The organism is Stenotrophomonas sp. P5_A8, assembly GCF_056400545.1.
This window is the reverse complement of the sequence record NZ_JBFULB010000001.1, coordinates 14,562-40,573: the sequence shown is the minus strand read 5'-3', so window position 1 is coordinate 40,573 and position 26,012 is coordinate 14,562. Positions and strand designations below refer to the sequence as shown.

The window sequence follows — 26,012 nt, the reverse complement described above, 5'->3', positions numbered from 1 at the left end:
CCACGCCGATTTCGCATGCTCGCGATGGCCCGTTATGCTGTGTCCATGCAGCCAAAGAATTACGCCCTTCCCCTGATGTTCCTGTCGCTGGTCACCGCTTCGGTGGCACACGCCCGCGGAACGATCGACAAGGTGGAAATCAAAGGACTGGACAAGGGCGACGACGCCGAGATGATCGAGAACATCGAGGTCTCGCTGTCGCTGTACGACACCATCGGCAAGCCGCAGGGCGAGTCGCGGCTGGAGTATCTGTTGTCCCAGGCCGAACGCCAGACCCGCGAGGCGCTGGAGCCGTTCGGTTACTACAATCCGGTGATCAAGGTCGAGAGCCCGCGCGAGGGCGAAAACCTGCGCGTGGTGATCCATGTCGACAAGGGCCCGCCGACGCTGGTGCGCCGCGAGCACATCGACATCACCGGGCCGGCGCAGCTGGACCAGTACCTGCAGGAAGACCTGGAGAAGTTCAAGCCGCGCAAGGGCCAGCGTTTCGAGCACACCACCTACGAAGCCAGCAAAATCACCGTGACCCGGCGGCTGGCCGAGCGCGGTTACTTCGATGCCGACTACACCCAGCGCCAGGTGCAGATCACCCGTGCCGAGAACGCCGCCGACATCGACCTGACCTGGGACAGCGGCCGCCGTTACAACATGGGCGACATCCGCTTCCACCAGGATTACTTCGTCGACACGCTGTTCGACCCGCTGGTGTACTGGGACAAGGGCAGCTACTTCCACGAAGGCAAGCTGGACCGCCTGCGTGAATCGCTGACCAAGCTGGACTACTTCAGCGTGATCGACATCCAGCCGCGTCCGGACCAGGCCGATGCGAACGGCGACGTGCCGGTGGACGTCAACCTGACCCGCGCCAAGCGCTCGATCTACACCGCCGGCCTGAGCTACGGCAGCGAGAGCGGCGCCGGTGTGCGCGGCGGGCTGGAGCGGCGGTTCCTCAACAGCCGCGGCCACAAGATGAACACCCAGCTGGACTACGCGCAGAAGCGCAAGAGTCTGGTCACCAGCTACCGCATCCCGGCCTTCGCTTGGCTCGATGGCTGGTATGCGTTCACCGCCAGCGCCTACGACGAGCAGACCGATTACATCGACCTGCGCAACTTCAAGCTGTCGGCCAGCCGCAGTGGCGAGATCAACGAACACTGGACCGCGATCGCCTCGATCAACGCGCTGCGTGAGCGCTGGCGCTACGCCTCGGGCACCGAGTTCACCGATGCGGTCTACAACACGTCCACGCTGGTGTACCCGCAGCTGGTGGCCGACTACGTCAATGTCGACGATGACCTGTTCCCGCGCAAAGGCATCAGCGGCAGCGCGACGCTGCGCGGCGGCGTGGAAGGGGTGGGCTCGGACACCAGCTTCGTGCAGGCCAACATGGTGTTGCGCTGGTACGTGCCCATCGGCGATACCGACCGCCTGATCCTGCGCGGTGAAGGCGGCACCACCTGGACCAGCGACCTGGTGGCGATGCCGCCAAGCCTGCGCTTCTTCGCCGGTGGCGATCGCAGCATCCGCGGTTATGCCTACCGTGAAGTGGGCCCACGCACACCGGCACCGGACAAGTACGCGCTGGGCGCGAAGAACCTGGTGATCGGCTCGGCCGAATACGAGCATTACTTCAAGGGCGGGCCGTGGGGCGCGGCGGTGTTCGTCGACACCGGCAGCGCGTTCGACAACACCATCGACCTGCATACCGGCGTGGGCTTCGGCGTGCGCTGGAAATCGCCGGTGGGTCCGGTCCGCGTGGATATCGCGCACGGCTTGAACGACCCCGATTCGCAGTTCCAGCTGTACCTGAACATCGGAGCGGACCTGTGAGCACGCCGACGCCAACGCCGCCTGCCGCCCCCCCGCCGCATCGCGTGCGCTTCTACCGCAAACGGCGCTTCTGGGCGTGGTCCGGGTTCACCGTGCTTGGCCTGGTGCTGCTGGCCCTGCTGTTGCTGTACTGGCTGCTGCAGACGGTGGCCGGTCGCGATGTGCTGCTGGCCCAGGTCGTGGCGCGGTTGCCGGTGGGCGCCACGTTGACCTGGAGCAAGGTCGAGGGCCCCGTCGCCGGTCCGCTGGTGCTGCACGACGTGGATTTCCGCTACGACGATATCCACTTCACCGCCGAGCGCGCCTACCTCGATCCGGACATCCGTCCGCTGCTCGGGCGCAAGCTGCAACTGGATGCGTTGCAGCTCAAGAACGCCACGTTGAACCTGGCCAAGAGCGATGAGCCGTTCGAGCTGCCGTCCTGGCCCGATTCGCTGCCGCAGATCGAGATGCCGCTGGCGATCCAGGCCGACACGATCACGATCGACGGGTTCCGCATTACCCAGGCGCAGCAGCCGCTGATCGACATCACCAAGGTGCGTGGTGGCGTGGAAATCGCCAACGGCGAATTCCGCGCGACCCAGCTGAAGATCGACAGTGACATGGGCGATTTCCGCGTGGACGGGCGTTACCTGCCGCGCAGCGATTACGACACCGACATCACCATCGGCGCGCTGCTGCCGGCCCCGCGCGGGCGCACCCCGGCGCGGTTGGGGCTGGTGGCGCGCGGCGACCTGGGGCATATGGAAGTCGCGCTGGCCGGCAATGCGCCGGCACCGCTGCAGGCCAGCCTGGTGTTCGATGGCCGCACCGATCCGGTGTGGAAGGCCAGTGCCCGCAGCAAGGAGCTGGACCTGGCGCTGCTGGTGCCGGGCATGGACGCGACCACCAGCACGCCGATGGCGCTGGACGTGCAGGCCGATGGCAAGGGCGGTCAGGCCAACCTGCAGGGTAGCTTCAAGCAGGGCGACATCGCGGTGGAACTGGCGCCCTCCAAGGTCGGCCTGGCCGACYAGGTGCTGACCGTGGCGCCGCTGCAGATCAAGGCCTTTGGTGGTCAGGCGCGGCTGCAGGGCAAGGCGGATTTCACCGACAAGGAAAACGCCAGCCTGCGCTTCTCCATCGTCGCCAACGACCTGACCTTCGTGCCTGCGGCCGACACCACCACCGCCGGCGCGGCTGCGCCGGTACCGGTGACGTTGAAGGAAGCACGGCTAGGCCTGGCCGGTACGCTGAAGAACTGGGCGGCCGTGGGCAATGCGTCGGTGGAGCGCGAGAAGCAGACCGCCGACCTGCAGTTCGATGTGCGCGGCAACGACCAGGCCGCCTCGATCAAACAGGTGCAGGCCAGTACCCCGGGCGGGTCGCTGGATGTGACCGGCCAGGTGGCCTGGGCGCCGCAGCTGGACTGGGACGTGGCGATCAAGCTGGCCGGATTCGATCCGGGCTATTTCGCCCCGGGTTGGGACGGCAAGCTGTCCGGCGCGCTGGCCTCCAAGGGCCGCCAGCTGCCGCCGCCGACGGGCAGCCCGGCCGGCACCGCCGGCAGCTATGAAGCCACCGTCGACGTGCCCGGGATCAAGGGCACGCTGCGCAAGCGCACGCTGGATGCGCAGGGCAAGTTCGCGCTGCGCGGCGAACAGGGCGAGGGCAACCTCAGCCTGGCACTGGGCAACAGCCGCCTGACCGCGAAGGGGTCGGTCGGCGACCGCCTGGATATCGATGCACAGCTGCAACCGGTGCAGCTGGACGACCTGCTGCCCGGCAGCAGCGGCAGCCTGCGTGGCCACGTGCTGGTGAAGGGACCGCGCAGCGCGCCGGACATCACCGCCGACCTGGTCGGCAGCGGGTTGCGCTGGGACGACTGGAGCGCCGAGGCGATCAGCATCAAGGGCCGCCTGCCATGGCAGGGTGACAGCGGCACGCTGGCGGTGCAGGGCAGCAAGGTGCAGGTCGGGATGCTGCTGGACACGCTCAACGTGGATGCGCGCGGCAGCGTGTCCAACCTGCGCCTGGATGCGCAGACCCGGAACGAACTGGGCGCGGTCGCGCTCAGCGGCAGCGTGCGCCAGCAGGGCCAGGCATGGCGTGGCGAGCTGGGCGCGCTGCGCATCGCACCGGTCAAGGGCGATGCGTGGAGCCTGCGCACGCCGGCCACCTTCAGCGTGCAGGGCAGCACCTTCACCCTCAGCGATGCCTGCCTGGGCGCGGCCACCGGCGGTGCGCTGTGCGCCAGTGCGAACTGGCCGCGCGACGGCCTGGTGGTGCGCGGCGATGCGTTGCCGCTGGCACTGGTGCAGCCGTGGCTGCCGCCGCAATCCGGTCGCCGCATGTACCTGCGTGGCGAGCTGACCCTGGATGGTCGCATCCGTCCGCGCGGCAATGCGTGGGAAGGCAGCGCCAAGATCGCCTCGGCGGAAGGCGGCATCCGCCTGGGCGACAACGCACGCGGCGAACTGGTGCGTTACGACCACTTCTCGGTGGACGTGGAAATGACCCAGGCGCAGATCAACGGCAAGCTCGGCGTCGGTTTCCAGGGCGATGGCTTCGTCGATGCCAAGGTGCAGACCGGTTGGGATGCCAGCGCGCCGCTCAATGGCGAGCTGTACATGAACATCGCGCGGCTGTACTGGCTGGAACTGTTCTCGCCGGACATCGTGCGCCCCACCGGGCTGATCGAAGGCCACGTGAGCCTGCGCGGCACGCGGGGCACGCCGTCGCTGGGCGGCGAGGCCACGTTGAGCAGGTTCAAGGGTGAGTTCCCGGCGCTGGGCCTGACCTTCGATGAAGGCAAGGGCAGCTTCACCGCACAGCCCGACGGCTCGGCCAAGATCAGCGCGCAGGCCAATTCGGGCAAGGGCACGCTGTATGTGGATGGCGGGCTGTCGTGGTTTGGCGATGCGCAGCCGCTCAAGCTGCACATCCATGGCGAAAACGTGCTGCTGGCCAACACCAGCGAACTGCGTGTGATCGCCAATCCGGACCTGGACTTCGGCCTGGCCGGCAAGACCATGGAGCTGCGCGGCACCGTGCACGTGCCCGAGGCCGACCTCGACCTGGAGCGCCTGGATCGCGGCACGTCGGTGTCCGAGGACGTGGTGGTGCTCGATCCGGTCGATCCGGAAGAAACCCCGACCTCGCCGCTGGACATGGACCTGACCGTGAGCCTGGGCGACAAGGTCAAGATGAGCGGCTTCGGCCTGAAGGGCGCGCTCGGCGGCAAGATGCAGGTGTGGGCGCGGCCGGGCCGCGAGATGACCGCCAATGGCGGGCTGGAAGTCAGTGGCCGCTACAAGGCCTACGGGCAGGACCTGACCATCACCCGCGGCAACCTCAACTGGAACTACAACGCGGTCTCCGACCCGCGCATCAACATCCGCGCCGAGCGCAAGATCGGCGATGTCACCGCCGGTATCGACGTCACCGGCCGCGCGCAGTCGCCGCGCGTGGATGTGTGGTCGGACCCGGCGATGTCGCAGTCCGAAGCGCTGGCCTTCCTCGTGCTGGGACGCAGCCTGACCGGTGCCAGCAGCGACCAGGCCCAGCAGGTCAACGCCGCCTCGGCGGCGCTGTCGGCCGGCAGCGGCCTGCTGGCCGCGCAGCTGGGCGCCAAGCTTGGCCTGGACGATGCAGGGGTGAGCCAGTCGCGCGCGCTGGGCGGGTCGGTGATCGGCGTGGGCAAGTACATCTCGCCCAAGCTGTACGTCGGCTACGGCGTGTCGCTGGTGGGCAGCGGCTCGGTGCTGACGCTGAAGTACCTGCTGCGTCGCGGCTTCGATCTGGAAGTGGAATCGAGCACGGTGGAAAACCGTGGGTCGTTGAACTGGCGGCGGGAGAAGTAACGGGCGACGGCGCACCTGCGTCGGCGCGTCATCGGCAGCTCATGACCGGGGGTCGTGAGCCGTGCGATTGGACCAGCGCAGCCGGTCGCGGTGCTGGTGCAGGTCCTGCGCCCACCACACCAGCGCCATCCCCCAGGCGGGCACGATGGTCAGCAGCGCCAATACGCGCTAGAGTCCCCGGAAATCATCGGCGTTGGGAGTGAAGGGGCCGCAGCGGGCCAGCAGCCGCTGCCACGCTACGTGCAGGATGATCGCGTTGGCCACCAGCAGCCCCGCCAGCGCGGCCACCGGGATGCCGGGGGTCAGGCTCAGGGCCAGCCACAGGCTGCCCATGGCGCTGGCGACCAGCAGCGGAATGGTCAGGATGCGCAACCCGGGCAGGGCGGTGGGTATCTGTTCCGGCGCGCGCTGCCAACGCACCAGTGCGCGCAGGGCCACGCCGGACAACCACAGCGTCGGCACGAACAGCGTTCCGATCAGCATGATCAGGATGGCGCGCTGGGTGCCGCTGAACTGGCCATCGCCGGACGGCGGCAACGGCCAGCTGCCCAGCACGCCCCACAGGCAGACCAGCCCGCAGAAGGCGGCAAGCGTGCCGGCGCGCAGCGCGCCGCTGAGCAGGTGGATGCGATCGCCCTCGTTGCCGAAGCGCGCCCAGAACGCGACCTGGGCGGGGGCCAGGCCAGGCGGTGTCTCCCGGGTCGTCCAGAAGTCCAGGGCGCTCAGCACGCCGATGGCTTCGTTGACGCGCGGGGGCACCAGCGTGGTCAGCAGGTTGCGCCACAACGGGCGGTCCTGGCGCAGGCTGCGCAGCACGCTGCTGTCGGGCAGCAGCAGGCTGTCGGTGACGTCCAGGTAGCGCTGGGCCAGGCTGGCGGCGCCCTGCGGCGACAGCAGCCAGGCCTGGTGCCAACGGCGCACGGCGGCCTCCAGGTCCCAGCGATCGATGTCCCCGCCCAGGTCGTCCCAGGCGAAGCATGCGGTGAGGCAGGCGACCACCGGCGGCGGCAGCGGTGGGTCGCCGGCCTGGAGGGCCTGCAACACGGCCTCGCCGATGGCCGGCTTGTCGCCGAGCGACCACAGTTCCGGTTGCTGCTGCAGCCAGGCCTCGAGCGTGGCTGCGTCGTGCTCCCTGGCGAAGGCGGCGATGCGGCTGCCTACCGCGTCGACATACACTGCCGGTGCCGATGGCCGGGCCGGGGCCGCTGCAGGCGCGTCGGCACGGGCACGGGCATGGGCGCGCCCGCCGGAAGGGGGAGGGCCATCGTCCTGCGCCTGCACCCACGCCAGCGCATCCTGGTAGGCCGCGTGCAGGTGCTGGAACGCCTCCGGATCGTCGTCCGGCCGGCTAACCCGCAGCCGTTGCGCGTACGCGCGCTTGACCGCGCGCACGTCGACCGGTGTGCCGTCATCCAAGCCCAGCCAGGTCAGATCCCAGCTCATGCGCGCTGTTCAAGGCGCAGCGCGCGCGCGGCGCCCGGACGCGCCGGCCCGGGGCGAGCTGCGCGGCGCCTCATCGATGCACGACCTTGGTCATCGCATCCACCGTCCAGGCCAGCAGTGCGCCGGCCACGGCGATCTCGCCGAACATCAGCGCCAGCCCACCCAGTTTCAGGAACGGCCAGATCCCGAGCAGCAGCCAGCCGTTGAACTGGAAAACGTAGCCGGCGCGATGCCACCAGCGCCGGATCGACAGGCCCAGCGTCAGCCACGCCAGCGCACTGCCGGCAACGCGGGCGTCGGCGACGTGGATCACCAGCAGCGCCGTAATCGCCAGCAGCGGGATCAGCCACAGCTTCAGGTGCGGCCAGCGCACGGCGGGGTCCTCGTCGGCAATCTGCCACTGCGCGATGGCGCGCAGCGCCGGCAACACCGCACCCAACGCCAGCACCGCGGCCGCGGCGACCAGGCCGATCTGCACGAACTCGGCCATGCCCAACGGCGGGATGAAGCCGCCGCTGCGACGGGTAGGGGTCAGGTTGACGAGCATGCCCAGCAGCGGCACGACGGCCATGACGATCACGGCCAACAGGGCACTGCGCAGGAGTGCGACCTGCATGCGGACCCACCCCAGCGTGCTGCGATCGGCAAGGGCCAGCCAGAAGGCGACCTGCTCGCGCCGTAGCGGCGGCGGCGCGTCGCTGGCATCGTGGATGTCCAGGCGGGCGAGGGTGTCACGCATTGCGCTCACCCGTTCCGGCCAGCAGGCGCTCCACAGCGACTGCCACCGCGCCCACGGACGCGTCAGGCGATCCAGGCGGATGCGGGCTTTTTCCGGGTCCAGCGGTACGCCATCGCGATGCAGGAACCGCCCCAGCGCAGCGTGGTTGCGCGGCTGCAATACCCACAGACGATGCAGGCGCAGCCGACACGCGTCGGCATCGTAGGGGTCCAGTCCGCTGCCCACCTCGTTCCAGCAGAAACACTGCGAGAGCAGCTCGAAATTGCCGATGTGGATCGGCACTTCCCTGGACAGCAGCGCGGCCAGCACGGCGTCGCCGATCAGCGGCTTGTCGCGCAGCGACCACAGTTCCGGACGCAGCTGCAGCCAGCGCTCGAACGCGGGTGGCTCGGACTGTTGGGCCTCGTTGATGATCCGCCGCGCGACGACGTCGGGATCGACCGGCGGGGCCGCTGGCTGTGGGAGCGGAACCGGTACCCGATCCGGTGCGGAAGGATCCGCATGGGCGGCAGCAGGGTAGGTGGTGTCACCATCGTCCAGGGTGAGCACCGGGTCGTGTGCTCCCGGTGCGTCGGCCGCGGCCATGACTTCCTCGACCGGCGCCGGCGTGGTCCCGGGTTCGGCGGCGCTCGCCATTGCCTGGTCCCGCTGCAGCCCCTGCGCGATGTCGGCGACCGGCACCGGCGACAGGTCGTGCCGGCCTTCGTCGTCTTCCTGATCCTGCCACTGCGCACGGTACTGCGCCCAGCTCAGCGCGGCCTGGTAGGCCTCGTGCAACTGCTGGAAGCCCACCGGGTCGTCATCCGGCCGCGTGGTGCGCAGACGCTTGGCGTAGGCGCGTTTCACCGCGCGCTCGTCCGCGTCCTCCGCCAGGTCGAGGGCCGCGTGGCCCCAGCTCATGCGTCGCGTTCCAGTGCGTCCATGGCCGCGGACAGCTCACCGCGGTGCTGGTCGATGCGCTTGATGTCCTGGCTGTCCAGCGCATGCCGGAACTGCTCCAGCCACGACTGCAGCAGGTCGCGCTGGTCGAGGTATTCCTCGTACAGGCGCTCGGCGCGCGCCACCGTGGCCAGGTTCTGCTGCTGGTCGCGCGGATGGATCTTCAGGCCCTGCAGGGCCAGCAGGCGGTCACGGATGTCCTGCGCGGAGAGCAGCCCGGGGTTCTGTTCCAGGATCAGCTCGTGGCGGGTGCCGGTCGCGTCCTGGGTGACTTCCACCTGCAGCAGGCCGTTGACGTCGTAGGTGAAGCGGGTGGTGACGGCTTTTTCGGCGGCCGTGCCCAGCCGCGGCAACGGCACCCGCAACTCACCCAGTTTGATGTTCTTGTCCACCGTGGGGCTCTCGCCCTGGTAGATGTCGATCACCACTTCGCGCTGGTCGTCGCGGACCGGGAAGAAGCGGTCCTCGCGGCTGACCGGCACCACGCTGTTGCGCTGGATGATCGGGTGGAAATAGCCGCTGCGTTCGCTGCCATCGGGCCCGCGTCGCGAGACCTGGGTGCCCAGCGTGTACGGGCACACATCGGTGAGCACGATCTCCTGCAGGCTCAGGTCGCGACTCTTGAGGCCGGCGGCCACCGTGGCGCCCAGCGCGATGGCCTGGTCGGGGTGGATGTGGCGCAACGGCAGGCGGCCGAACATGCGCGTGACCAGGCGGCTGATCATCGGCATGCGCACCGCGCCACCGACCAGCACGATGTCATCCAGCGCTTCGGGCTTGAGCCGGGCGTCGCGGATGGCGCGCTCGATCGGCGCACGCATGCGTTGCAGCAGCGGCTCGCACAGTTGGGCGTAGCGGGCTTCGTCGAGCTGCCAGGACAGCTGCCGGCTGCCCAGCGCGATCTCCAGGCGACCGTCGCCCTGCTGGCTCAACTCGCGCTTGAACAGCTCCAGCCGGCGCAGCAGTTGGGCCTGCTCGGCGCTGGACAGGCTGGCCGGGTCCAGGCCGTTCTCGGCATGGAAGGCCTGGGCCAGCACCTGCAGGAAATCCTCGCCGCCGAGGAAGTTGTCGCCGGCGCTGGCGTGGACCTCGATCACCCCGTCGAACAGCTCCAGGATCGATACGTCGAAGGTGCCGCCGCCCAGGTCCAACACCAGCACCCGGCCTTCCTCGTCACGCTGCTGCAGGCCGTAGGCCAGCGCTGCGGCAGTGGGCTCGTTGATCAGCCGTTCCACGCGGATGCCGGCCAGCTCGCCGGCCGCGCGCGTGGCCTTGCGCTGGGCATCGGAGAAGTAGGCCGGCACGCTGATCACCGCCTCTTCCACCGGGTGCCCGAGCGCGGCCTCGGCATCGGCCAGCAGCGAGCGCAGCACCAGCGCGGACAGTTCTTCGGGACGGAACGTGCGGCTGCCGAGGCGCACTTCGCGGTCGCTCCCCATCCAGCGCTTGAAGTTGGCCACGCTGTGCTGCGGGTGGCTGACCAGGCGGTCGCGGGCCGGCTGCCCGACCAGCACCGCGTCGTCGGCCAGGCTGACCACCGAAGGGGTGAGCAGCTCGCCATGCGCGTTGGGGAACAGCCGGGGGCCTTCTGTGGAATGGACACCGATGAGGGAATGGGTGGTGCCCAGGTCGATACCGACGATCATCTGCGGACGTCCGTTGTGCAGAAAAACGCGATTGTAGGAGCGTCGCGCACCCCTGACCATCGGGCGTTGCCCCACAGCGTCCCCGAGGCTAAGGTTCCCGACTGTTCTGACGTACCGGATGTGCCCATGTCGCCACGTAAAGCCCTGCCCACCGCCTTGGCCCTGGGCCTCACCCTCGCCGCCGGCGCCCACGCCGATGAAGGCATGTGGATGCCGACCCAGCTGCCGGAACTGGCCAAACCGCTCAAGGCGGCCGGCTTCAAGGGCGACCCGGCCGACCTGGCCAACGTCACCGCGCCGCCGCTGAGCGCGGTGGTACGCGCTGGTGGCGGCACCGGCTCGTTCGTGTCCGGCGACGGGCTGCTGCTGACCAACCACCATGTCGCGATGGGTGTGATCCAGTACAACAGCTCGCCCGAGCACGACCTGATCAACGACGGCTTCATCGCCCAGGGCCGCAGCGATGAGCGCGCGGCCAACCCGGACTTCCGCGTGCTGGTCACCACCGGCTTTGACAAGGTCACCGATCAAGTGCTGGCCGGTGCGCGCGGCCAGACCGGTCGTGCCTATTTCGATGCGGTCGACCGCGCCAGCAAGCAGCTGGTGGCCGAGTGCGAAAAGGAGGGCAACGTGCGCTGCAGCGTGGCCGACATGTACTACGGCACCGATTTCTACCGCATCCGCCAGCTGGAACTGAGCGATGTGCGGCTGGTGTACGCGCCGCCGCGCGCGATCGGCAACTACGGCGATGAGATCGACAACTTCATGTGGCCACGCCACACCGGCGATTTCACCCTGCTGCGCGCGTATGTCGGCAAGGACGGCAAGCCGGCGCCGTACAGCCCGGACAACGTGCCGTACCAGCCGCCGGCACACCTGAAGATGGCCATCGATGGGCCCAGGACCGGTGACTACGCGATGCTGGCCGGCTACCCCGGCATCACCTACCGCCATCGCACCGCCGCCGAATTCGCCGGGCAGATCGATGCGGTGCTGCCGCGGCGGGTGGCGGTGTTCCAGCAGATGATCGACACCATCGAGGCGGCCAGCGCCAAGGATGCACAGGCGCGCACGCGTTATGCCTCGCAGCTGCAGTCACTGAAGAACAACCGCAAGCGTGCCGCCGGCGAGCTGGAGGGCCTGGTGCGCAGCGATGCCAAGGCCCAGCGCGCCAGCGACGAAGCGGCGATGCTCAAGGCCACCGATGCCAGCTACCAGGGCGACATCCAGGCCCTGCTCGGGTCGTTGTCGCAGGGCGCATCGGTGGGCGAACGCGACCTGCTGCTGGACCTGCTGTCGGCGCAGAGCCAGCTGCTGCGTTCGGCGCTCATGCTTGAGCGGCTGCGCATCGAGTCGGCCAAGCCCGATGCCGAGCGCGAGAGCGGCTACCAGCAGCGCGATCTGGCGTTGATTGAAGGCACCTTGAAGCAGGTGCAGCGCCGCTACGCGCCGGCAGTGGAGAAGGCGTTGCTGACCACCCTGCTGACCCGCTACCAGCAGCTGCCCGACGCGCAGCGCGTGCCCGAGTACGACGCCGCCTTTGGCCGTACCCCGGCCGCGCTGGCCAAGGCGCTGGACAGCCTGTACGCCGGCACCCGCCTGGGCGATGAGTCCGAGCGTCTGTCGCGCCTGGCTGCGGCACGGGACGGCAAGCCGTTGGCCCGCGATCCGCTGATCGACTTGGCCGGGCCGCTGGTGGCCGCGCAGTTGCGCCTGGACGATGAGAGCAAGACCCGCGCCGGCGAGCAGCTGCGCCTGCGCCCGGCCTACATGCAGGCGCTGTTCGCGTGGCGGGCCAAGCAGGGCCGCGCGGTGTACCCCGATGCCAACCGCACCCTGCGCATCAGCTACGGCAAGGTCGAGGCGCTGTCGCCGCGCGATGCGGTGCATTTCGACCCGGTCACCACCGTGGCCGGGATCGTCGAGAAGAACACCAACGCCTACCCGTTCGATGCCCCCAAGCCGCTGCTGGCGGCCATCGCCAAGGGCGATTTCGGCTCCACCGCCGACCCGGTGCTGAAGACCCAGACGGTCAACTTCCTGACCAACCTGGACACCACCGGCGGCAACTCCGGCTCGCCGGTGCTCAATGCCAAGGGCGAGCTGATCGGGCTGAACTTCGACAGCAACTGGGAGTCGGTCAGCGCCAGCTGGTGGTTCGACCCGCGCTACAAGCGTGCCGTGCACGTGGACATGCGCTACCTGCGCTGGCTGCTGGCCAAGGTCTACCCGGCGCCCGAGCTGCTGAAGGAAATGGGCGTTCCGGCCGAATGAGCCGCAGGTAGGCCACGACCGCCGGTCGTGGCCTACACTGGGTGCTGGCGCTGGGGAGCGGACACACACGTGGTGGCAATGCAGGACGAGGACGACGGCACGACGCCGGCGGCGACACGGGGGGATCTGCACGGGCTCCGGGTCTGGGTGGTCGAGGATGATCCGGAGCTGCTGGCGCTCAGCGTGGACGACCTGCGCTGGCGTGGCGCCGAGGTGACGGGACTGGACAGTGCCGAGGCGCTGTACCGGGCCTTGGCGGTGGGCCGCTGCGACATCGTGGTGCTCGACGTCGGCCTGCCCGGCGAAGACGGCTATGCGGTGGCCCGGCATCTGCGCCGGATCGCCGATATCGGCATCGTGATGCTTACCGGGCGTGGCAGCACCCATGAGATGGCGCACGGCCTCTCGCTCGGTGCCGATGTCTACCTGGTCAAACCGCTGGATGGCGACCTGCTGGCCGCCGCACTCACCAGCCTGCGTCGCCGCTTGCCCACGGCGGCACCGATCGCCCATGCCGCACCTGCCGCCGGTAGCTGGCGAATGCAGGCCGACGGCTGGGACCTGCGGGCGCCCAACGGCGCGGTATTGGCCATCACCCGGGCCGAGCGTGGCTTCCTGCGCGCACTGATGGCCGAGCCGGGTCGCCCGATCGAACGCGAAGCCCTGATCGCAGCGGTCACCGATGAGCCTTGGGACTTCGATCCACATCGGCTTGAGGTGCTGGTGCATCGACTGCGTGCGCGGGTGCGCGGCGGCATCGGCCTGACCCTGCCGGTGCGCGCGTTGCGCGGGGCCGGCTACCTGTGGACCGACGAGGTGTCCTGAGCCCGACGCATGGGTGCGTGTGAGCAAGTGAGAGCAATCGTGAGGTGCTGGCACTGCTTTTGCACGCCGTCCTCACCAGAATCCCTGCCGCCTCCGGCCAACCGGCCGAGGCCGCGCGTCCGTCGTCGACGGCGCGCCATGAATGCCAGGGAGGCCGGTCTGCAATCGCGGCTGCGGCCCTGGCTTTGTCGCCAGCAGGGGAACAGTCGTGCACAAGCAGCAGGTTCGGACGGATGCCGTCGCAGGCATCGCATCGTCGTGGGGTTCGTCGTGGCGCGTACGTGGCTGGCAGCTGCTGTGCGCATGCCTGCTGGGCGGACTGCTGGTACCGGCCGCGTGGGCGGCCAACCTCAGCGTGTCGCAGCTGTCGGACTCGACCAGCGGCTGGCTGCGCGGCGACGGTACCGCGTCGGGCACGGCGAGCAGCGATCCGGCCCCGGTCGGGGCGATCGTGGTGTACGACGTCACCCTGTCCAACAGCGATACCGCCGCCGCCAGCGGCGTGGCGGCGATCTTCGATCTGCCGGCCGATACCCGCGCCTACCAGTTGCCTGCCGCCTGTACTGCGCAGACCGATACCCGCATCGTCTGCCGCTACGCCAGTTTCCCCGGCCAGGCCGCCGGTGGCATCAGTTTCCAGCTCAAGGTCGATACCCAGAACGCACAGCCGGGCACCACCAAGGTGGTGGCGGCGATCGGCAACGCGTCCGCCCTGCCGGCCCCGACCGCGCCGGTCGCCAGCCTGACCAACGCCGATCCGTTCTTCGCCGGTGACAGCAACCCGGCCAACAACCGCCTCGAACAGAACACCACGCTGACCGCCGGCGCCGATCTGGCGCTGACCAAAAGCGGCAGCCCGGCCTCGGTGATCGCCGGTGGCGAGGTGACCTACACCCTCACCGTGCGCAACGCCGGCCCCAGCCCGTCCACCAACTTCCAGGTGATCGACACGCTGCCGGCCGGCTTCGCGGTGGTCCCGGGCAGCTTCAGCGGCACCGGCTGGACCTTCAATTACGGCACCACCACGGCCACCCACGCCGGCAGCCTCGCCAACGGGATGACCCGGACGTTCACCTTCCGCGCCAAGGCCAACGTGTCCAGCGGTGCGGTCACCAATTCCGCGCGCGTGGCCGCCATCGGCACCCCGGACCCGCGTCCGGACAACGACGTGGCCACTGCCAACACCGTGGTGACCACCGGTGCCGACGTGACCGTGGCAATGGTCGCCTCACCGGCCCCGGCCGCCACCGACGGGCCGGTGGTGTTCACCGTTACCGCAGAGAACCTTGGCCCGGAAGCCTCCAGCGGCGTGAGCGTGACGGGCCAGCTGCCGGCCGGCTTCAGCTTCACCGGCACCGGTTCGCTGCCGTCCAACTGGACCTGCACCAGCCCGACCCCGACCACCTTCTCCTGTACGCGCACGGGTGCGATGCCGGCCGGCAGCAAGGACATCCTGCAGATCCAGGCGACGGCCCCGGCCACGCCCGGCAATGTCACCGCCACCGTGCAGATCCAGTCGGCGCTCACTCCTGATCCGAACGATGCCACCCACGGCACCAACAACAACATCGCCACCACCGCGCTGACCGTGCTCGCCGATGGCGCCGACCTGCGCCTGGCCAAGAGCAAGCTGGGCAGCAACGAAAACGGCGAAGTGGTGCCGGTCGGTACCACCTCGGCCAGCAACATGACCTCCACCCTGCGCCTGTGGAACAACGGTCCGGCCCGTATCACCGCCGGTGCGCAGATCGTGGACGTGCTGGCCGATGGCGAGGAATTCATCGCCACCACCGGGCCGTTCACCTGTTCGGCGGTGCCCGCCGCGTACACCCCGGGCACGCGTCAGGTGGTGACCTGCGATTTCACCGGCCCCTATCCGGTGGCCGTCGCTACCGGTACCGGCAACGGCAATGCATTTGCCACGCTGGTGATGACCACCCGTGCGCGCGCGGCCGGTCTGTTGACCAACAATGCCTGCACCGGCGGTTCGGCACCCGGCGGTGGCCCGGCCGCGCTGGAGCCGACCACCGACAGCGGCGTCAACCTGGACAAGATCACCAGCAACGACTGCGCCGGCAGCGGCATCCGCGCCACCGACGATGCGGCCAACCTGTCGATCACCAAGGTCGCCAGCACCGAAGCCGGCGGCGACAAGGTGGTGGGCGTCACCGAAACCTGGGCCGAGTACCTGCTGACCGTGCGCAACAGCGGTGCCGATACCGCCGGCGTGGTGGTCAACGACCCGCTGCCGGGCTTCCTGGACAACAACCGCACCGTGGTGGACATCACCGCGCCGGCCGGTTGGCCGGCGGCCAACTGCCGCATCAACAACGGCAGCCTGATCTGCGAATCGGGCAACGCGGTGCTGGCACGCAACGCCACCGCGGTGATCCGCCTGCGCCTGCGCACGGCCGGCAACACCCCGGGCATCCTCTTCGACAGCGTGGGCAAGACCGCCGCCAGCGGTGCCAACGCTGCCTGCGTGGCGGCCGGCACGGTGCCGGCGTCGGGCCACTTCCATTGCAATCGCGCCGGCGTCGGCGTGGATGGCCGCATCACCGGCTCGGTGGGCGAATCGGACTGGAGCGACAACTACGCCACCGACTGGCTGCGCGTGGAGCGCGTGGCCAACATGCAGACTGTCGAGAAGGTGATCACCAGCGGCGACAACAGCGGCCGCGCCGGCGTGGTCGCCGACTATCGCATCCAGTACCGCAACCAGGGCCCGTCGGCGATTCCGCGGGTCGCCTTCACCGATACCTTCACCCTGCCGGCCGGTGACAGCGGCTTCGTGCTGGTCAACGCGCGTCTTGCCTCCAACAACCAGGCCTGCACCATCACCGCGATGGAGACGGGCATTACCGCCAGCAACACCGCCGGCGGCATTTCCTACCGCAATACCGATACCGCGAGCCCGCGCACGCTGACCCTGACCTGCCCGGCCGTGGCGCTGGCCAATGGCGCAGTGGACACGGTCAATCTGGGCATCCGCCCGAACGTCAACGCCAGCAACACCGGGCGTGTGTTCGACAACGTGGCCGGTTTCAGCTTCCCCGATGGCGCCACCGGCAGCGATGCCAACGGCAGCTGGAACTACAACCTGGTCAGCACCGCGGCCGATGACACCAAGCAAGCGCGGCTGACCTTCGGCGAAGGCCGGGTCGACCTGCTGGTGCAGAAGAACGACCAGGGCTTTGCCGGTGGCATCGACCCGCTGGGCTTCGACCCCCAGGTGCCGGCCAACAACTACCTCACCTACCGGGTGACGGTGGGCAACCAGGGCCCGTCGCTGGCCAGCGATACCCGCATCCGCGACAGTCTGGTGCCGCCGGATGGCCGCACGGTGACCTTCATCGGTGCATCGACGACGGCCGGTGGCAGCTTCAACGTTGCCGGCTGCAGCGTGGTGGAAGGCAGCAACCCGTTCACCGGCAACGGCAGCAGCGCGATGGTGCTGGACTGCCTGATGCCGGGCGCCGGCTTTGCCGGCAGCAATGAAGAGGGCACCGTGGCCGCCGGCGCGGAGAGCGCGCTGTTCCTGCGCTACCGCTACGACAGCGCCCCGGGCGGCGGCGGCGACACCTTGAGCAACACCGCGCTGACACACTCGGCTGAAACCCGACAGGGCGCCGACCTGACCGCCGGCGATGCCAACCGCGCCGACAACAGCACCACCGAAACCACCAGCGTGTTCATGCGCTCGGACATGACCGTGCGCAAGACCATGGTGACCGTGTCGCCGGGGGCCTCCCCGAGCGTGGCACTGCCGGCCAGCGTGGCCGGCGTCACCGTGCGCCAGCCGTTCTGGTACGTCATCACCGGCGTCAACAATGGCCCAGGCCAGAGCCTCTCGCGTGACCGCAGCGCCACCGCGCAGCTGCGCGGTACCGGCACGGTGGTGACCGATACGCTGCCGGCCGGTGTGCAGGTGACCGGGCCGGTCACCTGGCAGAAGCAGGGTCCGGCCTACGCCGGGTCCACCCCCGATGGCAGCGGCACGTGCAGCGTGCTCGACCGGGTGGTGACCTGCGAAGTGGGCGACACCACCTTCGCCACCGGCAACCCCGGCCAGGTCCGCATTCTGGTGCCGGCCATGTGGCCGCAGCTGCCGGCCGGCAGCACCGCACCGCGTGGCAGTTCCAGCAACCATGCGCAGATCAGCACCGAGCAGGTCGACGAGAACCCGGCCAACGACATCGTCGATGTGCCGCTGGACGTGGTCAACCTGTCGCTGGCCGGCAAGGTGTTCGTGGACAGCGACCAGGCCGCCGGCAACGGCGGCACCGTGCAACCCGGTGAAGCCGGCATCGCCGGTGTGTCGATCCGCCTGAGCGGCACCGATGCCTACGGCCAGGCGGTCAACCTGACCGTCACCACCGACGCCAACGGCCAGTACCGCTTCGACAACCTGGCCCCGTCCGACGCGGCCGGTTACACCGTGCTGGAAGTGCAGCCGACCGGCTATGCCAATGGCCGCATCGACCCGCCCACCAGTGGCGCGCAGGCGGCGACCTTCAACCCGGACAGCTACCAGGCCGGCCGCCCGGACAGCCGCTACGTGGTGCTGCTGGGTGCCGACGTGGCCGTGCCCGGTGGCACGATCGGCAGCGTCGGCGCGGTGGCGGTGAACTACAACTTCCCCGAAGTGCGTCGCCCGAGCCTGTCCGGCTACGTGTATGTGGACCTGGACTTCAACAACCAGCGCACGGTGGGCACCGACAGCGCCATCGTCGGTGCCAGCGTGGAGCTGCTGGACGCCAGCACCGGCGCGGTGCTGGCCACCGTGCAGACCGACGCCAACGGCCACTACCGTTTCGACGACCTGGACCCGCACGTGCTGTACAGCGTGCGCGAGCCGTTGCCCAACGGCCCCTATACCAACCGTCCTAGCGCCGTGAACGCCGGCACCATCGGTGGCGCGACCTGCGCCATGGGTACCTGCGTGGCGGGCACCGGCGTGGCCAGTCCGGGCGGACCGGACGCGGCCAACACCGACCGCATCGCCGGGATCGACCTGGGCCGCGGGGCCGATGGCGAGAATTTCAACTTCGGCGAGAACCCCAACGGCAGCTCGATCGCCGGGCGGGTCTGGCTGGACGTGGACAATGACGGCGTCATCGACCCGACCGAAACCGGCCTGGGGGGCGTGGAGATCGTGCTCACCGGCACCGACCGCAACGGCCAGCCTGTGCAGTTGACCACCACCACCGCCGCCGATGGCAGTTACGCCTTCGTCGGCCTGCTGCCGGGCACCTACGTGGTGACTGAACCGACCCAGCCGACCAACACCCTCAACGGCATCACCGTGCCCGGCGACAAGGGCGGCACCGCGACCTCGCCGGACACCGTGCCGTCGGCGATCAACGCGATCGCGCTGGGTAGCAACGAGGCGGCCGCGGCCTACAACTTCGGCGAGATTCCGATCGCCTCGATCGCCGGCCGCGTGTACTACGACAACAACGACAACGGCAGCATCGACGCCGACGAAACCGGCATCGCCGACGTGCAGATCGTGCTGACCGGCACCGATGACGCCGGGCAGCCGGTCAACCTCACCACCCGCACCGATGCGCAGGGCAATTACAGCTTCCCCAACCTGCGCCCGGGCAGCTACGTGCTGACCGAACCGGACCAGCCGGCCTACACCACCAACGGCATCACCAGCCCGGGCACCGTGCAGGGCAGCGTGGTCGGCGTGGCCACCGACCGCACGACGGTACCGTCGGCGATCAGCCAGGTCGTGCTGGGCGCGGGCATGCAGTCGGTGCAGAACAACTTCGGCGAAGTGGCCGACACCCCGGACCTGGTGGTCAGCAAGCACGCCACCACGGCGGTGTTCACCGTCAACCATGCCGCCGAGTACCAGATCCAGGTGCGCAACATCGGCCCACGCCAGACCTTGGCCGGCTACGAAGTGCATGACCGCCTGCCGGTCGGCCTGACCCTGCTCGACACGCCGACCGGCAACGGCTGGCTGTGCGAGGGCGCGGTCGGTGCACAGCGCTTCGTGTGCCGCAGCAGCACGCTGATCGCTGCCGGTGCGACCCTGCCCGATGCGATCACGGTCAAGGTGAAGGTCGGCGCCGACGCGGCCAATGGCAGCACCGTGCACAACGCGGTGCTGGTCCAGGGCGGTGGCGAAGATGCACCGCATGGCCCCAGCCCGGCCGAGCGCGCCGCGTTCGAGGGCGATGTCACCGCGTTGCCCGAGTGCGATCCGGCGATCACCCAGAACGTCTGCCGCGTGCCCAACAAGGTGCAGCTCAGCGCCTCGGTGGGCGGCACGGTGTGGTACGACGTGGGCGGCGATGACCAGCTGCTCGATGGCGGCGACCAGCGCCTGCCGGCCTGGATCGTCGAACTGGTCGACCCGGCCACGGGGGAGGTGGTGGCCAGCCAGGTCACCGCGGCCGACGGCAGCTATCGGTTCAACGATGTGCTGCCGGGGGTGAAGTGGAACATCCGCTTCCGCGACCCGCGCTCGAACATCGTCTGGCCGCACCCGGTCACCCGCGAGACCGTGGCCGGCGTGCAGGCCACCTGCGACGCCGCCGGCGCCATCGCGCGTGCCGGTACCAGCGCCTGCCAGGTCAACGACAACGCCAGCAGCGTGCTCGAGGTGGTGTTGGCACCCGGCCAGTACCTGCCGCAGCAGAGCCTGCCGGTGGATCCGTCCGGCGTGGTCTACGACGCCGTGTCGCGTGATCCGGTCCCGGGTTCGATCGTGACCCTGTCGCCGGTCGGCCTGTGCAGCGGTTACGACCCGCGCACTGCCGTGCTCAACGCGGCCCAGGGTGGCTATCGCATCGAAGGCAACGCGATCTCGATGACCGTGGGCAGCGAGGGCTTCTACCAGTTCGCGTTCGGCCCCGCTGCGCCGGCACGCTGCGAGTTCCAGCTCAGCGTGACCCCGCCGGGCGGCTATGCGTTCGTATCCAGCCTGATCCCGCCGCAGGACGGCACGCTGTCGCCGCTGGGCGGCGGCGGCGCCAACCACGTGGTCCAGCCCAACACCGCAGCGCCCACCGGCGCGGTAGGCACGGCTACCCAGTACTACCTGGGCCTGTTCGGCGGCTCGGCCACCGCTGCGATCGTGCATAACCACCTGCCGCTGGACACGGCGGTGGCCACCGGGCTGGCGATCAGCAAGAGCGGCGACCGCCAGACCGCGGAGATCGGCGACACCGTGCAGTACACCATCACCGTGCGCCAGACCGCCGGCAGCGCGCTGCGCACCGTCAACGTGGTCGACCGGCTGCCGCGTGGCTTCACCTACATCGACGGCACGGCGCGTGCCGATGGCCGCGCCGTGGTCGACCCGAACGGCAAGCCGGGCCCGCTGCTGGGCTTCCGCCTGGGGCCGATCAGCGTCGGTGGCCAGATCGTGCTGACCTACCGCGTGCGGGTCGGCGTGGGTGCACAGCAAGGCGATGGCATCAACCGCGCACAGGCATTCGGCTGCGCCTTCGACGGCGGCTGCATCAACACCGACAGCCTCACCCCGCTGCCGGGCGCGCTGCCCTCCAACCGCGCCGAATACCGCGTGCGGGTCACCGGCGGCGTGTTCACCGACCAGACCTGCGTGCTCGGCAAGGTGTTCGTGGACTGCAACAACAACCACGTGCAGGACCGCGAGGAACTGGGCATCCCGGGGGTGCGCCTGTACTTCTCCGACGGCACCTGGGTGATCAGCGATTCGGAAGGCAAGTACAGCTACTGCGGCCTGCCGCCGCAGAGCCACACCCTCAAAGTGGACGCTGCCACGCTGCCGCTGGGTGCGCGCCTGACCACCAGCAGCAACCGCAACCTGGGCGATGCCGACAGCCTGTTCCTGGACCTCAAGAACGGTGAGCTGCACCGCGCCGATTTCATCGAGGGCAGCTGCGCCAACCCGGTGCTCGAGCAGGTCAAGGCGCGCCGCACCCAGGGCGAGGTGTGCGCGCCGGAAACCGAAACCGGGCAGCCGCCGCTGCGCTTCGACAGCAAACCCGCGCGGGCGCCGCAGCAGGCGACCGACTCGGCCAACCAGAGACCGATCGTGCATCCCAGAACCTCCCCGCCTGCCGCAGGCGCCGCCGCGGAGGCCACGCCATGAGCCGGCTGCATCCGCTGACCCGCCTGCCGCGGCTGAGCCTGCTGGCCTGTGCGCTGGCTGCCGTGCCGGCCATGGCGCAGAGCGTGGGCACGCCGGGCCGCTTCACCCCGGTGCTGGGCGAGGCCTCCAGCCTGTATCCGCGCAGTGCCACCAGCACCGACGCCGCGCCGCGCGCGCTGGACGTTGCCGCGGCGGGCACGTTGGACCGCATCGTGGTCGAGCTGGACCGCGACGGTGTGCCGGCCGACGGCCAGAGCGCCGTGCACGTGCGCGTGCAGCTGCTGGATGCACAGGGTCGCGCGCTGACCGGCAGCACCTACGCCACGATCGAAAACAGCGGCGGTCGCATCCGCCTGCCGGGCTCGCGCACCGATGAGCTGGGCCCCGGCGCGCTGGATGCCGACAGGATCACCCCCGGCGTTCAGCTGCAGGTGGTTGATGGCCTGGCCGAGTTCGACCTGCTGGCCCCGCATGACCCGCAGGACGTGCTGCTGCGGATCACCGCCGGCGCCGAGACCGCGCAGGGCAGCATCGCCTTCCTGCCGGAAATGCGCGAGATGCTGGCCACCGGCCTGATCGAGGGCGTGGTCAACTTCCGTCGCCGCAACACGGCCGGGCTGGTCGCGGCGGTGGACCATGACGACGCGTTCGACCGCGATATCCGCCGCTGGGAGCGCCAGTTCAACAACGGCAAGGCCAATGCCGCCGCGCGCACCGCGTTCTTCGTCAAAGGCCGGATCAAGGGCGAGTACCTGCTCACCGCCGCCTACGACTCGGACAAGGACACCCGCGGCCGGCTGCTGCGTGACATCCAGCCGGAGGAGTTCTATCCGGTCTACGGCGACGCATCGCTGCGCGGCTTCGATGCGCGCTCGGCCGAGCGCCTGTATGTGCGCGTGGACAACCGCCGCAGCTACCTGCTGTACGGCGATTTCCAGACCGGCGACGGGCTGGCCACGGCCACCGGCATCGGCGGCAGTGGGGCGCTGCCGCAGCGCAGCCTGGGCACCTATAACCGCACCGCCACCGGCCTGGGTTGGCATTTCGAAAGCGAGCGCGTGCGCAGCAACGTATTTGCGATGCAGGACTCGCTGCGCCAGGTGATCGAGGAGTTCCGCAGCCAGGGCAGCGGCCCGTACGCGCTGCGCAACAACGCCGTGCTCGAAGGCAGCGAGCGGGTGGAAGTGATCGTGCGCGACCGCAACCAGCCCACCCGCATCGTCTCGGTGCGTGCGCTGGCGCGGCTGGTCGACTACAGCTTCGAGCCGTTCTCCGGGCGCATCCTGCTCAACCAGTTCCTGCCGGCGTTCGACAGCGACCTCAACACGGTCTCGCTCCGCATCACCTACGAGCTGGACCAGGACACCGAGAAGTTCTGGGTAGTCGGCGCCGATGCCCAGGTGAAACTAAGCGAGCGCATGGAAGTGGGCGCGGCGGTGGTCGATGATCGCAACCCGTACGCCGAGTTCAGCATGGGCAGCGCCAATGCCAGCTACCGCTTCGGCGACAGCACGCTGCTGGTAGCCGAGTTCGCGCGGACCCGCAGCGAGGTCAACACCAACACCATCAACCAGGTCACCTCGCAGGGGCTCAAGGACGTCACCGGCGAGGTCGAGGGCGATGCGTGGCGGGTCGAGTTCGCGCATGACGGGGCGCGCTTCGACGCGCGTCTGTTCGCCGCCCGCACCGATCCGGCCTTCAACAATCCGGCGGCGCCGTTGTACGGCGGCCGTGGCGAATACAATGCAAGGCTCGGCTACCGGGTCGGTCCGCGGCTGGAACTCTACGCCGAAGGCCTGCGCAGCGAAGATCGCAACCCGGACGGCGGCAAGCGCGATGCCGGCGGTGCCGGCGTGCGCATCGGCGCCAGCGAGCGGCTTACCGTGGACCTGGGCGTGCGCAGCATCCGCGAGACGATCGGCGTGACCTCGCCGTGGTCGTCGGGCGTCCCCTTCGGCGATGCGGGCGGGCTCACCGGTGGGTTTGCCACCGGCAGCGGCGGCGGCGCACTCGGCTACGGCCAGCAGGCGCTCGATCCGCTCACCGGGCTGATGGTCATCAACGGCAACAGCAGCGGCAGCCCGATCACCAGTGATCTGCCAGTAGGCACCGAGCTGGAATCGGACAGTGCCCGCATCGGTCTGGGGTATCGCATCAGCGATCGCCTCAGCGCCGGCGCCGAGGTGGAGCAGAGCGTCAGCGGCGAAGACCGCAAGCGCCTGGCGGCTGGCCTGGATTACCAGGTATTCGAACGCAGCCGCGTCTACGGGCGATATGAAAAGCAGACCGGACTGACCAGCGCCTATGGCATCACCACCACCGACCGCGAGGCCGACGCGCTGGTGTTCGGCATCGACAGCAGCTACCTGCGCGATACCCAGACCTTCAGCGAGTACCGCTTGCGGGATTCGATCAGTGGCCGTGACGTCCAGGCCGCATCGGGCATCCGCAATACGTGGGATATCGCCGAAGGCCTGCGCCTGGGCAGCTCGGCCGAACACGTCAAGGTGATCGACGGAAGCGCGGGCGACACCACCGGCCTGGCGCTGGCGCTGGACTACAGCGCCAACCCGCTGTGGCGCGGTGCGATCCGCGCCGAGCACCGGATCTCCGAAGACGTGCCGGACACGGCGACCAACGAGGCGTTCAACACCACGCTGCTGCAGGCCATGCTGGCCCGCAAGCTCAGCCGCGACTGGACGCTGTTGGCCCGCAACTACCTGCTCAGCACCCGCTACGACGCCCGTGGCGACGTGCTGCAGGACCGCTTCCAGCTCGGCCTGGCCTACCGCGATACCGATCGCAACCGGATCAACGCGCTGGCCCGCTATGAGTACAAGCTCGAGCGCGACGAGAGCGGGCTGACCCTGTCCGATGGCGCGGCCGTGGATGGCAGCAGCCAGGACGTGCGCACGCGAGCACACATCGTCTCCACCCACGCCGACTGGCATCCGTCGCGGCCGTGGTGGCTGACCGGTCGCGTCGCCGGCAAGTGGCAGCAGGACCAGTTCGCCTACAGCGATGGCGTGCGCGTCGACAGCCGCTTCCACGCGGTGCTGCTGTCCGGGCGGGTGGTGTATGACATCACCGAGAACTGGGACATCGGCGTGCTCGGCGCCACCTTCCGCGGCCAGACCGGCGCCAATCAGTACGCCTGGGGCATGGAAGTGGGGCGCCTGCTGCGCCAGAACCTGTGGCTGTCGGCCGGTTACAACTGGAGCGGTTTTACCGGCGACCGCGATCTCAACGGCTACGAGTACACCCAGCAGGGCGTGTTCGTGCGCCTTCGCTTCAAGTTCGATGAAGACCTTTTCCGGCCGGACCCTGTCCGCTACCGCGACCCGGCACGCTGAGGATGCCCCGATGACCACGCTTTCCCCGATTTCCCGAGTTGTCCCCGCGCTGCTGGTGGCGGCCATCGCCACCGCGCTGGCCGGTACCGCTAATGCCCAGCAGACCCGGCTGCTGCCTGAGCAGCAGCGCATCACCGACGCGGCCATCCATGCCGACCACCAGGCCTACGAGGCCACCCAGGGCCGCATCCAGGCGCTCAACGACGGCGGCCGCCCAATCCGCGACTACCACCTGTCCAAGGCGCAGTGCTGGTTGGACGTGTCCTTCCACGAGTACAGCCGCAATGACCGCAGCGATTTCCCGCAGCAGGCGCTGAGCGAGTCGGAAAAGCTGATCGTGGGCATGGAGCAGGGCGCCGCGCCGTTGCCGACCGACACCCCGCTGGTCAATGGCGCCAAGTACCTGCGCGATGACCTGTGGCAGCGCCTGCGCGTGCTGCATGGCGCGCCGGGGTTCAGTTGCGCGCAGCAACAGGTGGCCTGTGGCGAGGTCGAGCTGGTGCATGCCGGCAACGAGTTCAACCAGCAGCAGTGGCGTCATTCCAAGCCGTACATCCAGATCGCCGAGGAGCTGGTCAACGATGCCGAAGCGGCGGCACGCCAATGCAACGCGGGCACGGCGGCTGCGTCGGCGCCGATTCCGCTGGTGGCCAACGTGCTGTTCGAATTCGACCGCGACGGCTACCGCGACATCCGCACCTACTCGCTGGAAAGCGTGGACCGCGCCCTGGCCAGCGTACGCAGTGAAGCGCTGCAGCTGCGCGGCATCGCGCTGGTCGGGCACGCTGACCGCCTGCAGGGCCGTGGCTTCGATGCCAACCAGGCGTTGTCCGAGCGGCGGGCCCGCACCGTGCGCGATCTGCTGGTTGGCCGCGGCATCGATCCGGCGTTGATCCACTACGAGTACCGCGGCGATACCCAGCAGGTGCAGCAGTGCGATGGCGTGCGCCCGCGCGCGGCGCTACTGGAATGCCTGTTGCCCAATCGCCGGGTGGAAGTGCGTCTGGACGTGACGCGCTGACGTCA

General features: G+C 69.3%; 10 protein-coding genes. 7 read left to right on the top strand and 3 right to left on the bottom strand.

Going from position 1 to position 26,012, the window contains the following annotated elements; all coding sequences use genetic code 11:
- Positions 1-24 precede the first annotated feature (24 nt).
- Positions 25-1,830: an autotransporter assembly complex protein TamA gene (locus tag AC1DQP_RS00090; protein WP_256776335.1), complete on the top strand. Its 1,806-nt coding sequence runs from the start codon at positions 25-27 to the stop codon at positions 1,828-1,830.
- Entirely contained in the window at positions 1,827-5,672 is a 3,846-nt protein-coding gene (locus AC1DQP_RS00085) for a translocation/assembly module TamB domain-containing protein (protein ID WP_478050907.1), read from the top strand. The genes AC1DQP_RS00090 and AC1DQP_RS00085 overlap by 4 nt, the downstream gene beginning before the upstream one ends.
- 168 nt (positions 5,673-5,840) lie before the next feature.
- On the opposite strand, the gene AC1DQP_RS00080 is transcribed toward AC1DQP_RS00085, so the two are convergent.
- From AC1DQP_RS00080 to AC1DQP_RS00070, 3 genes are all read right to left on the bottom strand, one after another.
- Positions 5,841-7,115, bottom strand: coding sequence for a hypothetical protein (locus AC1DQP_RS00080; protein ID WP_457317813.1), 1,275 nt, complete (start codon positions 7,113-7,115; stop codon positions 5,841-5,843).
- Positions 7,116-7,185: 70 nt separating this feature from the next.
- Positions 7,186-8,754 carry a hypothetical protein gene (locus tag AC1DQP_RS00075; RefSeq protein ID WP_478050906.1) on the bottom strand — a complete coding sequence of 523 codons (1,569 nt, stop codon included), beginning with the start codon at positions 8,752-8,754 and terminating at the stop codon, positions 7,186-7,188.
- The gene (locus AC1DQP_RS00070) at positions 8,751-10,439 is read right to left on the bottom strand and encodes an Hsp70 family protein (protein WP_457317811.1); all 1,689 of its coding nucleotides are present in this window, start codon (positions 10,437-10,439) and stop codon (positions 8,751-8,753) included. The genes AC1DQP_RS00075 and AC1DQP_RS00070 overlap by 4 nt, the downstream gene beginning before the upstream one ends.
- Positions 10,440-10,565: 126 nt before the next feature.
- Between AC1DQP_RS00070 and AC1DQP_RS00065 the strand changes: the two genes are divergently transcribed.
- From AC1DQP_RS00065 to AC1DQP_RS00045, 5 genes are all read left to right on the top strand, one after another.
- The gene (locus tag AC1DQP_RS00065) at positions 10,566-12,713 is read left to right on the top strand and encodes a S46 family peptidase (protein ID WP_457317810.1); all 2,148 of its coding nucleotides are present in this window, start codon (positions 10,566-10,568) and stop codon (positions 12,711-12,713) included.
- A gap of 78 nt (positions 12,714-12,791) precedes the next feature.
- Complete coding sequence (locus AC1DQP_RS00060) at positions 12,792-13,538, top strand: response regulator transcription factor (protein WP_457317809.1); 747 nt, start codon at positions 12,792-12,794, stop codon at positions 13,536-13,538.
- 208 nt (positions 13,539-13,746) lie between these two features.
- Positions 13,747-21,633 carry an SdrD B-like domain-containing protein gene (locus AC1DQP_RS00055; protein WP_478050905.1) on the top strand — a complete coding sequence of 2,629 codons (7,887 nt, stop codon included), beginning with the start codon at positions 13,747-13,749 and terminating at the stop codon, positions 21,631-21,633.
- Positions 21,630-24,986 carry a hypothetical protein gene (locus AC1DQP_RS00050; RefSeq protein ID WP_478050904.1) on the top strand — a complete coding sequence of 1,119 codons (3,357 nt, stop codon included), beginning with the start codon at positions 21,630-21,632 and terminating at the stop codon, positions 24,984-24,986. Before AC1DQP_RS00055 ends, AC1DQP_RS00050 begins: the two co-directional genes overlap by 4 nt.
- 10 nt (positions 24,987-24,996) lie before the next feature.
- Positions 24,997-26,007, top strand: a complete 1,011-nt coding sequence (locus AC1DQP_RS00045) for an OmpA family protein (protein ID WP_457317806.1) — start codon at positions 24,997-24,999, stop codon at positions 26,005-26,007.
- Positions 26,008-26,012 lie beyond the last annotated feature (5 nt).

Coding starts and splice junctions, on each gene's coding strand:
- AC1DQP_RS00065 (WP_457317810.1), top strand. CDS start 10,566: ATGTCGCCACGTAAAGCCCTGCCCACCGCCTTGGCCCTGGGCCTCACC.
- AC1DQP_RS00060 (WP_457317809.1), top strand. CDS start 12,792: ATGCAGGACGAGGACGACGGCACGACGCCGGCGGCGACACGGGGGGAT.
- AC1DQP_RS00080 (WP_457317813.1), bottom strand. CDS start 7,115: ATGAGCTGGGATCTGACCTGGCTGGGCTTGGATGACGGCACACCGGTC.
- AC1DQP_RS00070 (WP_457317811.1), bottom strand. CDS start 10,439: ATGATCGTCGGTATCGACCTGGGCACCACCCATTCCCTCATCGGTGTC.
- AC1DQP_RS00050 (WP_478050904.1), top strand. CDS start 21,630: ATGAGCCGGCTGCATCCGCTGACCCGCCTGCCGCGGCTGAGCCTGCTG.
- AC1DQP_RS00090 (WP_256776335.1), top strand. CDS start 25: ATGGCCCGTTATGCTGTGTCCATGCAGCCAAAGAATTACGCCCTTCCC.
- AC1DQP_RS00075 (WP_478050906.1), bottom strand. CDS start 8,754: ATGAGCTGGGGCCACGCGGCCCTCGACCTGGCGGAGGACGCGGACGAG.
- AC1DQP_RS00045 (WP_457317806.1), top strand. CDS start 24,997: ATGACCACGCTTTCCCCGATTTCCCGAGTTGTCCCCGCGCTGCTGGTG.